This is a genomic window from Enterobacter cloacae complex sp. HYC003_NIDB, assembly GCF_056673375.1.
In genome coordinates, this window is record NZ_CP114220.1 from 3,184,134 (window position 1) to 3,197,063 (window position 12,930).

The 12,930-nt window shown below is 56.7% G+C and carries 8 protein-coding genes; 3 read left to right on the forward strand and 5 right to left on the reverse strand.

Annotation, left to right across the window (positions count from 1 at the left end; all coding sequences use genetic code 11):
• Window positions 1-20: 20 nt before the first annotated feature.
• The 5 genes from serS to lrp all read right to left on the reverse strand — a co-directional run bounded on the left by serS (window position 21) and on the right by lrp (window position 7,800).
• Window positions 21-1,313 (reverse strand): serine--tRNA ligase, encoded by a 1,293-nt coding sequence (gene serS / locus O1722_RS15245; RefSeq protein WP_003858266.1) that lies wholly within the window; start codon window positions 1,311-1,313, stop codon window positions 21-23.
• A gap of 93 nt (window positions 1,314-1,406) precedes the next feature.
• Window positions 1,407-2,750 (reverse strand): replication-associated recombination protein RarA, encoded by a 1,344-nt coding sequence (gene rarA / locus O1722_RS15250; RefSeq protein WP_023296220.1) that lies wholly within the window; start codon window positions 2,748-2,750, stop codon window positions 1,407-1,409.
• A 9-nt stretch (window positions 2,751-2,759) separates the two neighbouring features.
• Window positions 2,760-3,374, reverse strand: coding sequence for an outer membrane lipoprotein periplasmic chaperone LolA (gene lolA, locus O1722_RS15255; protein WP_003858270.1), 615 nt, complete (start codon window positions 3,372-3,374; stop codon window positions 2,760-2,762).
• A 127-nt stretch (window positions 3,375-3,501) separates the two neighbouring features.
• Window positions 3,502-7,170, reverse strand: a complete 3,669-nt coding sequence (locus O1722_RS15260; RefSeq protein WP_033486289.1) for a DNA translocase FtsK 4TM domain-containing protein — start codon at window positions 7,168-7,170, stop codon at window positions 3,502-3,504.
• Between the two features lie 135 nt (window positions 7,171-7,305).
• On the reverse strand, window positions 7,306-7,800 hold the full coding sequence (gene lrp, locus O1722_RS15265) for a leucine-responsive transcriptional regulator Lrp (RefSeq protein WP_000228469.1): 495 nt from the start codon (window positions 7,798-7,800) through the stop codon (window positions 7,306-7,308).
• Between the two features lie 543 nt (window positions 7,801-8,343).
• Between lrp and trxB the strand changes: the two genes are divergently transcribed.
• From trxB to cydC, 3 genes are all read left to right on the forward strand, one after another.
• On the forward strand, window positions 8,344-9,312 hold the full coding sequence (gene trxB / locus O1722_RS15270; protein WP_003858303.1) for a thioredoxin-disulfide reductase: 969 nt from the start codon (window positions 8,344-8,346) through the stop codon (window positions 9,310-9,312).
• A 114-nt stretch (window positions 9,313-9,426) separates the two neighbouring features.
• Entirely contained in the window at window positions 9,427-11,193 is a 1,767-nt protein-coding gene (gene cydD / locus O1722_RS15275) for a heme ABC transporter permease/ATP-binding protein CydD (protein ID WP_033486311.1), read from the forward strand.
• Window positions 11,193-12,914, forward strand: a complete 1,722-nt coding sequence (gene cydC, locus O1722_RS15280) for a heme ABC transporter ATP-binding protein/permease CydC (RefSeq protein WP_003858307.1) — start codon at window positions 11,193-11,195, stop codon at window positions 12,912-12,914. The genes cydD and cydC overlap by 1 nt, the downstream gene beginning before the upstream one ends.
• Window positions 12,915-12,930 lie beyond the last annotated feature (16 nt).

A 12,930-nucleotide genomic window follows, 5' to 3' on the forward strand; every position in this document is an offset into this window, starting at 1 on the left:
TTTTGTCTTAGAGCAAATAATTAGCCGATGAACTGCTGGCCTTTCATGTAAGGGCGCAGCACTTCAGGGATCTCAATGCGTCCGTCAGCCTGCTGGTAGTTTTCCAGCACAGCAACCAGCGTACGGCCTACTGCCAGACCGGAACCGTTCAGGGTATGAACCAGACGGGTTTTCTTGTCAGATTTGCTGCGGCAACGCGCCTGCATACGACGCGCCTGGAAATCCCAGACGTTGGAGCAGGAGGAGATTTCACGGTAGGTGTTCTGCGCAGGCACCCAGACTTCAAGGTCGAAGGTTTTGCAGGCACCGAAGCCCATGTCGCCGGTGCACAGCGCCATACGGCGGTACGGCAGGCCCAGCAGCTCCAGCACTTTCTCAGCATGACCGGTCATCTCTTCCAGCGCGTCCATAGACTCTTCCGGACGAACGATCTGCACCATCTCAACTTTATCGAACTGGTGCATACGGATCAGACCGCGCGTATCGCGACCGTAAGAACCGGCTTCAGAACGGAAACATGGAGAGTGCGCGGTCAGTTTGATTGGCAGATCGTCTTCGTCGATGATCTCATCACGCACGAGGTTGGTCAGCGGCACTTCCGCGGTTGGGATCAGCGCGTAGTTGCTGCTGTCTGCTTCCTCGTCCAGCGGACGGGTGTGGAACAGATCGCCGGCAAATTTCGGCAGCTGGCCGGTACCGTACAGCGTATCGTGGTTAACCAGATACGGAACGTAGGTTTCGCTGTAGCCGTGCTGCTCGGTGTGCAGATCCAGCATGAACTGCGCCAGAGCGCGATGCAGATGGGCAATTTGACCTTTCATGACCACAAAGCGAGAACCCGTCAGCTTAACCGCAGCCGCAAAGTCCAGGCCCGCGTGCATTTCGCCCAGCGTGACGTGATCGCGCACCTCGAAGTCAAACTCGCGAGGCGTGCCCCAGCGTTTCACTTCAACGTTGTCGTTTTCGTCTTTGCCGACAGGCACGCTGTCGTCAGGAATGTTCGGGATCGCCAGAGCGATATCACGAATTTCAGCCTGAAGAACATCCAGTTCAGCTTTCGCCTGATCCAGCTCTTCACCCAGTTTGTTCACTTCCAGGCGTAATGGCTCAATATCTTCCCCGCGCGCTTTCGCCTGGCCAATGGATTTCGATCGAGAATTACGCTCTGCTTGCAGATTTTCAGTTTGTACCTGCAAAACTTTACGACGCTCTTCAAGAGCGCGCAGCTTATCTACATCCAGCTTAAAGCCCCGGCGTGCCAGTTTTTCAGCGACTGCGTCTGGCTCATTACGCAGCAGATTGGGATCGAGCATGCTTATCCTGTGCTTATCGAATTGAAAAAAGGAAAAAGTGACCACAGCCTGCGGCCACAGAGATATATTGCCAACATTACCGCAACGATTGAACTAACGGTAGCGTTTTATAGGGCTATTTTGATCCTGTCCGGCAAGCCAGGCGAGCTTTTCGCCAATCTTACCCTCAAGACCTCTGTTTGTGGGATGATAATAGCGGGTTTGTGCCATCTCCTGCGGGAAATACTCCTCGCCGGCGGCGTAGGCATTGGGTTCATCATGGGCGTAGCGATACTCCTGCCCATACCCCATCTCTTTCATCAATTTGGTTGGCGCATTGCGCAGATGAACCGGCACATCGTAGTCCGGACGTTCACGTGCATCTGACATCGCCGCTTTGAAGGCGGTATACACCGCGTTACTTTTCGGCGCGCAGGCCAGATAGACAATTGCCTGCGCAATGGCACGCTCACCTTCCGCGGGTCCGACGCGGGTAAAGCAGTCCCAGGCGGAAATAGCGACCTGCATGGCGCGTGGATCGGCATTACCGACATCTTCTGACGCGATGGCCAGGCAGCGACGCGCGACATATAACGGATCGCCACCGGCGGTAATGATACGCGCGTACCAGTAGAGCGCCGCATCCGGGGCGCTGCCGCGCACGGACTTATGTAATGCAGAGATCAGGTCGTAAAAACGATCGCCTTTATTATCGAAGCGTGCGCTGCGTTCACCGGCTATTTCGGTGAGCAATTCAGGTTTCAGTACGCGCTTGCCGGCATCATCCACTTCGGCCATATCGGCCATCATTTCCAGCGTATTCAGCGCCCGACGCGCATCGCCGTTGACCAGTTCAGCGATCGCACGACGCGTGTCGTCCGGCAGAACGATATCCTGTCCGCCGTAACCCCGCGCTTTGTCCTCCATCGCCTGGGTCAGAACCTTTTCGATATCCTCTGTAGTCAGGGATTTAAGCAGGTAAACGCGGGCGCGGGAAAGGAGCGCAGAGTTCAGCTCAAACGACGGGTTTTCCGTGGTTGCGCCGATGAAGAAAATCGTGCCGTCTTCAATGTGCGGCAGAAACGCATCCTGTTGGCTCTTGTTGAAGCGGTGGACTTCATCAACAAAAAGAATGGTGCGGCGCCCGGCATTACGGTTTTGCCGCGCGCGCTCGATCGCCTCACGAATCTCCTTTACGCCGGAGGTAACCGCCGAGATGCGCTCAACGTCCGCGTTAGCATAGCGGGCGATCACTTCAGCGAGGGTTGTTTTGCCGGTGCCGGGTGGCCCCCAGAGGATCATGGAGTGCAGATGCCCGGCCTCTATGGCGCGCGGCAAGGGTTTCCCCGCAGCCAGCAGGTGTTGCTGGCCGATGTACTGCGCTAAATTTTCTGGCCGCATACGGGCGGCCAGAGGTTGAAACGCATTATCTGAAAAATCGAGCGACAGGTTGCTCACTCATGCCTCTTACTTATTACGTTGGTCGTCCACCGTTACGCCCTGCGGCGGGGTAAAGGTGAATTTCGAAGCATCTACAGCGCCGTTTTGCTGAGACTTAAGCTGATAGCTACTGCGCTGATCGTCCTGCTCAACCGCACCGAACTGATTAATGGTACCGTTGCTGCTCACGTTAATGGTGAACTGCTTCAGGTTACCGTTGCTGCCTTTTGGTGTCAGGACGAACTCATCACCGTTTTGTTTAATGTTGTACTGCTGCCAGTCGCTGGACTGGTTACGGGCAATGAGCATAAACGGCGTATTGCTGGTCGCGTCTTTCAGCCAGGTGGCGGTCGCCTGCTCAACAAACGGGTTGTAGAACCATAAGGTTTTCCCGTCAGACACCAGCACGCTTTCATCCGGCTGGGTCATGTGCCAGTTGAAGAGATTCGGGCGTTTCACCCACAAATCCCCCTGACCTTCCTGCACCGCGTTGCCACTGCCGTCAGTCACTTTTTGCGTGAAGCTGGCGTGGAAGCTGCTCACTTTATCCAGTCGGCTTTTAAGGTCGCTGGCTGCATCAGCCCAGACGCTGCTGGCAACAAAACTGGAGAGTAATGCACAGGCGATGGCGATTTTTTTCATTGTTATTCCTTAAAATACGTCTTCCCGATATGGGGGTTCCGTTTCTATTCTGGACCTGCCCGAAGGCAGGCGACAGAAGAATATGCTTAATTTTTGCTGATTTACCCTTCTTTGCAATCGCTGAAGGTTAATCAAACGGCGGTGGCGCCAGCACCTCACGGTTACCGTTATGCCCCTGTTCGCTCACGATGCCCTGGGCTTCCATCTGCTCGATGATACGTGCCGCGCGGTTGTAGCCAATACGGAACTGGCGCTGGACGCCGGAGATGGACGCCTTACGTTTTTCGGTGACGAAATTAACCGCCTGGTCAAATAACGGATCCAGCTCTTCGCCGCCGTCAAAACCACCGCCGCCACCTTCGCTTTCACTGTCGGAGGTGATGCCGTCAACGTATTGCGGCCGACCGCGCGCTTTCCAGTCCTGCACCACCGCATGCACTTCCTGGTCGCGAACAAATGCACCGTGGACACGCACCGGCGAGGTGGAGTTCGGGCCGGAATAGAGCATATCACCCATCCCCAGCAGCGACTCTGCACCGCCCTGGTCAAGGATAGTACGCGAGTCAATTTTACTCGACACGGTAAACGCGATACGGGTCGGGATGTTTGCCTTAATAAGACCGGTGATAACGTCTACGGACGGACGCTGCGTTGCCAGCACCAGGTGGATGCCCGCCGCACGCGCTTTCTGTGCCAGACGCGCAATCAGCTCTTCCACTTTCTTGCCAACGGTCATCATCAGGTCGGCGAACTCATCCACCAGCACCACGATGTAAGGCAGTTTTTCCAGCACCGGATGCTGGGCATCCATGCTGTCACCCGGCTTCCAGTATGGGTCCGGAATCGGACGGCCCATACGTGCCGCCTCAGCGATTTTCTCGTTATAACCGGCCAGGTTACGCACGCCCAGCGCAGACATCAGCTTGTAGCGACGCTCCATTTCATTGACGCTCCAGCGCAATGCGTTGGCGGCGTCCTTCATGTCGGTCACTACTTCCGTTAACAGGTGCGGAATGCCTTCGTAGACGGACAGTTCAAGCATTTTCGGGTCGATCATGATGAAACGCACATCTTCAGGCTGCGCTTTGTAGAGCATACTGAGGATCATGGCGTTCACCCCGACCGATTTACCGGAGCCGGTGGTACCCGCAACCAGCAGGTGCGGCATCTTCGCGAGATCGGCAACCACCGGATCGCCAGCGATATCTTTACCCAACACCACGGTCAGAGGGGACGGGTTGTCGCGGAATTTGGTGTTATCCAGAACTTCACGCAGATAAACGGTCTGGCGTTTCTTGTTTGGCAGCTCAAGGCCAACGTAAGGCTTACCAGGGATCACTTCCACCACGCGTACCGCCACGGTCGACAGAGAACGCGCCAGGTCACGGGACAGGTTAGAAATACGCGCCGCTTTTACGCCTGGCGCCAGGTTCAGTTCGAAACGGGTGATCACCGGGCCAGGGGAGTAGTTCACCACGTCCGCTTTAATACGGAAGTCAGCCAGACGCGCTTCCACCAGACGGGCCATCTGCTCAAGAGCAAAAGTATCCACCGGTTCGACTTCCGCTGGCGGCGGCGTTAACAGATCCAGCGACGGCAACGGCGTACTTGGTCGTTGCAGCGGACGGCTGTCTCCGTTACGCATCAGCAGCGGGTGAATCAGGCTTTCCTGCGGCTGTGGTGCTGGCTGCTGGAACTGCGGCTGCGGCGGTTGGGCCGGCGGTGTATGCGGCTGCGCATAAGCCTGCGGCGCTGGCTGTTGTGGCTGCGCATTAACCTGCGGCGCTGGCGCCTGACGCACCGGTTCCGCTTCTGGCATCACGCTCGGCGTGAACAGCGGTTCGCTCGGACCGTCATCCACCAGATCTTTCATCGGTGAAAATTCAAAATCCGAGAGCGAGAACGGGTTTGCCCCCGAAGGCTGCTCACCGGAATAACGTTGCTGTTGCGTGGCCGCAAACTGACGCGCTAATTCCGCTTCGGCAGCATCATCTTCATCCTGCTGAGAATGAACATCGTGTTGGTACTCATTCCCGTAGCGTTGAGTCTGCTGGGCGGCAAACTGACGCGCCAGCTCATCCTGATGCAGTTCGTCGGCATCATCTTCGTAGTCGGACTCACGGGCTTTTTCTTCCGCCATACGCTGGGAAGGCAGTTTAATGCCATAAGAGGCCAGCTCCCGGCGCGTCGGTACGCGCACGCGATTAGGGCGCGGCAATTGTGGACCAATGCCCTCTTTTACCTGAGGACGCGGCGCACCGTCGGTTGCCGGGCTGAATAGCGGAGCGGACGCGGCAGCGGCTGCCGTTGCCTGCTTCACGGTTTCCGCTCCTGACGCAACGGCTGGCGCTGGATCTACAGGTGCAACGCTCGCAGAAGGCGCTTTTACAACAGGCTCCTGCACCGGCTCAGGCACGGGCTGATACCAGGCGGCAAGCTGCTCGCGCTCTCGGGCACGGCGCTCTTCCACCTCTTCAAAATAGTACAATGGCGGACGGGATGGCTTCGCTTCCTCCACCACTTCGGGTTCAGACACCGGCGCAACGTATGGCTGTTCAGGTTCAGCAGGTTCGGGCGTATAAGCCTGATACGGCTGTTGCGGCTCGCTGGCAGGCTCAGGCGGCTGATACGGTTGCTGCCACTGTTCCTGCTGCACAGGAATATAGCTTTCAGGCTCCGGCGCAATGGTCGGTTCAGGCGTATGGACGCCTGGCGCAGTCTGCCAGTCCACCTGCGGTTGCTGGATCGCGGACTCCGGTGCAGGAACAGGCGAGGACGGCATCACGGCTTCAACAGGCGCAACATGGGCCTGCGCAGCCGTCGTTGCGGCAGCAGCAGCGGCTACCGGTTCAGTCACGGAATGACCATGCAACAGCGGATCGTATTCATCATACTCACCCGGCGTAGCTCGATGACCAGAGAACAACACATCATCAGGATCGACGGCCGCGCCGCGATACTCAATCTGCTCCTCTTCATCCATACGTTTGCCGGAGAAAAGCGCGGCATCCGTTTTACGGCCTAACGGGTTAGCGAATTTTTCAGCAACGCGCTGGCGGCGCGCCAGAGCACCGCGCAGAATACGGGCACGGCGGGATTCACGACGCTGCACGGGTGCCTCGTCTTCCTCTTCGTACTCATCTTCATATTCGTCTTCATCGACCCACGTATCGTCACGACGGGTGCGATTGCTGGCAAACGTCAGCAGAGTCAGAATAAAGCTGCCGATTTTTTCGGCAATGCTCACCCAGGACCAGCCGGTAAACAGCGTCAGGCCCGCTGCCCAGATACAAAGCAGCGCCAGCGTGCCGCCGCTGCTGTGAAGCATCGGTTGCAGCGCGGAGCTCAACAGGCTGCCAATCACCCCGCCGGAGGCGAAGTACCAGATGTCATCGGCGTTGATCGCCGCCAGTCCGCAGGAGGTGAGGATCAGCGCCAGGGCGCCAATCAGGCGCAGCGAAACGGCAAAATAATCGATGTAGTCGTCGTTCTGTCGATGACGCCAGGCAAACCAGCATCCGCCAATAATGATGACGGGAAGGGTATAGGCCATCACACCGAAAATGAAGAAGAGCGTGTCCGCAAGCCAGGCACCGGGAACACCACCTAAATTATGGATAGGCTCATGCCATGCGGTTTGCGACCAGCTGGGGTCTGAGGGGTTGAAACTGAGTAAGGCAGCCATCAGCCAGACGGCAAAAAGGGCAATAACAATCAGTAACGCCTCAAGGAGACGACGTCCGCTGCTTAGCTTAGATAATGTGACTTCTTTGTCTTCAGTGTATTCCTGGCTCAAGAAAGGCTCTCCAGGTATCAGGCATGTCCTGCCTGTGTGCTAAAACGGACAACAGCGCCGGGACTTCCCGGCACTGTTGCTGTATGGATTAACAGGAGTGTAATCAAACTACACTGATTTTGCACCTGTTCCGTGTTAGCGCGTCTTAATAACCAGACGATTGCTCTGTTTGACCTCTTCCATCACCACATAAGTACGGGTGTCGTTCACGCCTGGCAGACGCAGCAGGGTTTCACCCAGCAGCTTACGGTAGGCGGACATATCAGGCACACGGGTTTTCAACAGGTAGTCAAAATCACCGGAAACCAGATGACACTCTTGAATTTCTTCAAGTTTTTGTACAGCGGCGTTAAATTGCTCAAACACATCTGGTGCACCACGATTCAGAGTAATCTCAACAAATACCAGAAGTGAGGCATCCAGATAATGCGGGTTCAGCAGAGCCGTATAGCCCTGAATAAAACCCTGTCTTTCCAGTCGACGCACACGCTCAAGGCACGGCGTCGGGGAAAGTCCCACACGTTTTGAAAGCTCGACGTTGGAAATACGCCCATCCTTTTGCAATTCATTAAGAATGTTACGATCGATACGGTCGAGATCTTTGCCAGGGCGCTTCTTGCTATCTACCATTATTATTGTCTCTCTGTATTCCTTCCCTACTCCTGCCTGGACCCTGTGCACATCACTGTTCAGAGCCTGGACCCGTTATTCATCACATCGCCTGGTTATGTATTAGACGCGATGTAGATTCGGGTTCTGCGGTAAGAAGACCGTTGCCCGAAAGCAGTCACAGACATCACGTATGGCGTCTGTCCACACCATGCGTAGATTTCACTGACCCGGTAAAAATGGCATTTCCGTGCATGTCTATGCGGCATGCAGTTCGTGCGTCTTTTTTTCTTCCTTGAATGTTTTCGCAAAAGCGCAGGGGATTGTCAAAGCAAAACATCGATTTTTAGTACAACATGCCGGATATTCATTACGGAGGGGTATTAATCCTCATTTTATTGCCTTATAAACGCGCGGTTTTCAGTAGCAGAAGTGATGTGACCGCCTCTGACCCATAGGGCGCGTCTATTGCATATATCGGAAGCAAAACTCTCCTGCTCTTTTTTTACGGCAACAAATTCCCTACAATCCAGCCCATTGCCTGCCAACAACAATGGGGATCTCATGGGCACGACCAAACACAGTAAGCTGCTAATCCTTGGTTCTGGACCTGCGGGATATACCGCAGCGGTCTATGCTGCACGCGCTAACCTGCAACCGGTACTGATCACCGGGATGGAAAAAGGCGGTCAGCTGACCACCACCACGGAAGTGGAAAACTGGCCTGGCGACCCGAACGACCTGACCGGGCCGCTGCTGATGGAGCGCATGCACGAGCATGCCGCCAAATTCGAAACCGAAATCCTGTTCGACCACATCAATAAAGTGGATTTGCAGAACCGTCCGTTCCGCCTGACGGGTGACAGCGGCGAATACACCTGCGATGCGCTGATCATCGCCACCGGCGCCTCTGCCCGCTATCTCGGCCTGCCGTCTGAAGAAGCGTTCAAAGGCCGCGGCGTGTCAGCCTGCGCGACCTGCGACGGTTTCTTCTATCGCAACCAGAAAGTTGCGGTTATCGGCGGCGGCAACACCGCTGTGGAAGAAGCGCTGTATCTGGCAAATATTGCCTCAGAAGTACACCTGATTCACCGTCGCGACACCTTCCGCGCGGAGAAGATCCTGATTAAACGCCTGATGGACAAAGTGGCGAGCGGCAACATTGTGCTGCATACCAACCGTACGCTGGAAGAAGTGACTGGCGATCAGATGGGCGTGGCGGGACTGCGTATCCGTGATACCCAGAACACCGATAACGTCGAAACGCTGGAAGTGGCAGGCCTGTTTGTGGCAATCGGTCACAGCCCGAACACGGCTATCTTTGAAGGCCAGCTGGAGCTGGAGAACGGCTACATCAAAGTGCAGTCTGGCATTCACGGCAACGCCACCCAGACCAGCGTTCCGGGTGTCTTCGCAGCTGGCGACGTGATGGACCATATTTATCGTCAGGCGATCACCTCTGCGGGCACCGGTTGTATGGCCGCGCTGGACGCAGAACGCTACCTGGACGGGCTGGCTGAACAAGGCAAATAATCTTTACAAGTCAGTAACAAACGTAAATAAAGGCGGCCACTGGTCGCCTTTATTTTTGCTCGCGTGTAACATGCAGAGGTCTAATTTCTTATAACGTCACCTGCAAAGTACGCAATGGAAAAAACCCGTCAACAAGAGTTAACCCGCTGGCTGAAACAGCAAAGCGTTCTGTCCCGCCGCTGGCTTATGATTTCCCGCGTTTTGGGATTCATCAGCGGTCTGTTGATTGTTGCCCAGGCATGGCTGCTGGCCCGCATTCTCAACCATATGATCATGGAGAACATCCCGCGCGAAGCGCTGCTGTTGCCGTTTATCGTTCTGGTGCTGGTTTTCGTTCTGCGTGCGTGGGTGGTCTGGCTGCGCGAGCGGGTTGGGTTCCACGCCGGGCAGCACATCCGCTATGAGATTCGCCGCAAGGTGCTCGATCGGCTTTCGGAAGCCGGGCCTGCGTGGATCCAGGGTAAGCCAGCCGGCAGCTGGGCGACGCTGATCCTTGAGCAAATCGACGATATGCACGATTACTACGCGCGTTATCTTCCCCAGATGGCGCTGGCAGTATTTGTGCCCCTGATGATTGTTATCGCCATCTTCCCTGTTAACTGGGTGGCGGCGTTGATCCTGCTGGGCACCGCCCCGCTCATCCCGCTGTTTATGGCGATGGTCGGCATGGGCGCGGCAGATGCTAACCGTCGTAACTTCCTGGCGCTGGGTCGGTTGAGCGGTCATTTCCTGGACCGTCTGCGCGGAATGGAAACCCTGCGGATCTTCGGTCGTGGTGAAGCGGAAACCGAAAACATTCGTCTGGCGTCGCAGGATTTCCGTCAGCGCACCATGGAAGTGTTGCGCATGGCCTTTCTCTCATCTGGCGTGCTCGAATTTTTCACCTCCCTGTCGATTGCGCTGGTGGCGGTTTACTTTGGCTTCTCCTACCTCGGCGCGCTGGACTTTGGCCACTACGGTACGGCGGTCACGCTTTCCGCCGGGTTCCTGGCGCTGATCCTGGCCCCGGAATTTTTCCAGCCGCTTCGCGATCTCGGCACCTTTTACCATGCCAAAGCGCAGGCGGTGGGTGCTGCCGACAGCCTGAAAACCTTCATGGAAACGCCGCTGGCGAATCCAGAGCGTGGTGAGGTAACGCTGAATACGAACGATCCGGTGACCATTGAAGCACAGGATTTTTCTGTTCTGTCGCCTGAAGGCAAAGTGCTGGCCGGTCCGCTGAACTTTACCCTGCCTGCCGGGCAACGTGTGGTGCTGGTGGGTACCAGCGGCTCAGGTAAAAGCTCATTGTTGAATGCGCTGTCAGGTTTTATGGCGTACACCGGATCGCTGCGTATCAATAAAACGGAGCTGCGCGAGCTCGATCCTGATGCCTGGCGTAAACAGCTGAGTTGGGTGGGGCAAAACCCTCAGCTGCCAGCTCCGACGCTGCGCGAGAATGTGCTGCTGGCACGCCCGAATGCGCGTGAAGATGAGCTGCAATCGGTCCTCGACCGCGCCTGGGTCAGCGAGTTTCTGCCGCTGCTTGCGCAGGGTGTCGATACCGTCATTGGCGATCAGTCTGCCGGGCTGTCAGTTGGCCAGGCACAGCGCGTCGCGGTTGCCCGTGCGCTGCTGAATCCCTCTTCGCTAATGCTGCTGGACGAACCCGCCGCCAGCCTGGACGCTCACAGCGAGCAGCGCGTGATGGATGCGCTTAACGCAGCCTCACGCCAGCAAACCACCCTGATGGTGACTCACCAGCTGGAAGGTATTGCCGACTGGGATCAGATCTGGGTGATGGAAAACGGACACATTGTTGAACAAGGCGATTACGCCGCGCTTGTTGCCGCGCAGGGGCCGTTTGCGACCCTGCTGGCGAACCGTCAGGAGGATATCTGATGCGCGCCCTGCTTCCGTATCTTGCACTGTATAAACGCCACAAATGGATGCTGACGCTCGGGATCGTGCTGGCGATCGTCACTCTGCTGGCCAGCATCGGTCTGCTTACGCTTTCCGGCTGGTTCCTCTCCGCATCTGCGGCCGCAGGCTTTGCCGGGCTGTACAGCTTTAACTACATGCTGCCTGCCGCCGGGGTGCGCGGCACGGCAATTACGCGAACTGCCGGACGCTACTTCGAACGTCTGGTCAGCCACGACGCGACCTTCCGCGTGCTGCAACACCTGCGTATTTACACCTTCAGCAAACTGCTGCCCCTCTCCCCTGCCGGGCTGGCACGTTTTCGACAGGGCGAATTACTCAACCGCGTGGTCGCAGATGTGGATACGCTGGATCACCTCTACCTGCGCGTCATTTCACCTATGGTGGGCGCGTTTGTAGTGATTGTCGTGGTCACGCTGGGGTTGAGTTTCCTGGATGTTCCCATCGCACTGACGCTCGGCGGCATCATGCTGATGACGCTGATTATTCTGCCGCCCCTGTTTTATCGTGCAGGTAAAACCACCGGGGAAAACCTGACGCGCCTGCGAGGGGAATATCGCCAGCAGCTCACCGCCTGGTTGCAGGGACAGGCCGAGCTCACCCTTTTTGGTGCCAGCAAACGGTACCGCGCCCGCATGGAAAATACGGAGCTGAACTGGCATGAAGCCCAGCGGCGCCAGTCTGAACTGACCGCGTTCTCCCAGGCGCTGATGATGTTAATTGGTGGGATTGCCGTCATCGCCATGCTCTGGATGGCCTCCGGTGGCGTGGGCGGTAACGCGCAGCCTGGCCCGCTGATTGCGCTGTTTGTTTTCTGTGCCCTGGCAGCCTTTGAAGCCTTAGCCCCGGTCACGGGCGCCTTTCAGCATCTCGGCCAGGTGATTGCCTCTGCGCTGCGCATTACGGATATTGCCGAGCAGGAGCCGGAAGTGAAGTTCAGCGCGGGTCAAACCGCTGTGCCAGAGCAGGTCGCGCTGACGCTCAGCAATGTCACTTTCGCCTACGACAAGCAGGCGCAAAACGCGCTGGAAGACATCACCCTTTCTGTTGATGCCGGGCAGCGCATTGCGATCCTTGGCCGTACGGGATGTGGGAAATCGACACTTCTGCAACTTCTCACGCGCGCGTGGGACCCACAGCAGGGCGAGATTCGGTTTAACGACGTTCCGCTGTCTGGTTTTAGCGAAGCGGCCTTGCGTAAAACGGTCAGCGTCGTGCCCCAGCGGGTGCATCTGTTCAGCGCTACGCTGCGCGATAATCTTCTTCTGGCGGCACCAGACGCCTCCGACGATACGCTGCGGGCAATGCTGGAGCAGGTTGGGCTGCACAAGCTGCTTGAAGACGACGGGTTGAACAGCTGGCTGGGTGAAGGGGGTCGACAGCTTTCCGGCGGCGAACTGCGTCGTCTGGCCATTGCGCGTGCGCTGCTGCACGATGCGCCGCTGATGCTGCTGGATGAACCGACAGAAGGACTGGATGCCACGACAGAGAGCCAAATCCTTGATTTACTGGCGAATGTGATGAAAGGTAAAACCGTGCTGATGGTCACGCACCGTCTGCGAGGGCTGGTGAATTTCGATCAGATAATTGTGATGGACAACGGACACATAATTGAGCAAGGTAGTCACGCAGAGCTGCTGGCAAAACAAGGTCGCTACTACCAGTTTAAACAGCGCCTGTAGACTATATTTGTAGCGT

Bases quoted from the DNA above. Each gene is read 5' to 3' on its own strand.
- serS (WP_003858266.1), bottom strand. From the start codon at position 1,313: ATGCTCGATCCCAATCTGCTGCGTAATGAGCCAGACGCAGTCGCTGAA.
- lolA (WP_003858270.1), bottom strand. From the start codon at position 3,374: ATGAAAAAAATCGCCATCGCCTGTGCATTACTCTCCAGTTTTGTTGCC.
- lrp (WP_000228469.1), bottom strand. From the start codon at position 7,800: ATGGTAGATAGCAAGAAGCGCCCTGGCAAAGATCTCGACCGTATCGAT.
- trxB (WP_003858303.1), top strand. From the start codon at position 8,344: ATGGGCACGACCAAACACAGTAAGCTGCTAATCCTTGGTTCTGGACCT.
- cydD (WP_033486311.1), top strand. From the start codon at position 9,427: ATGGAAAAAACCCGTCAACAAGAGTTAACCCGCTGGCTGAAACAGCAA.
- cydC (WP_003858307.1), top strand. From the start codon at position 11,193: ATGCGCGCCCTGCTTCCGTATCTTGCACTGTATAAACGCCACAAATGG.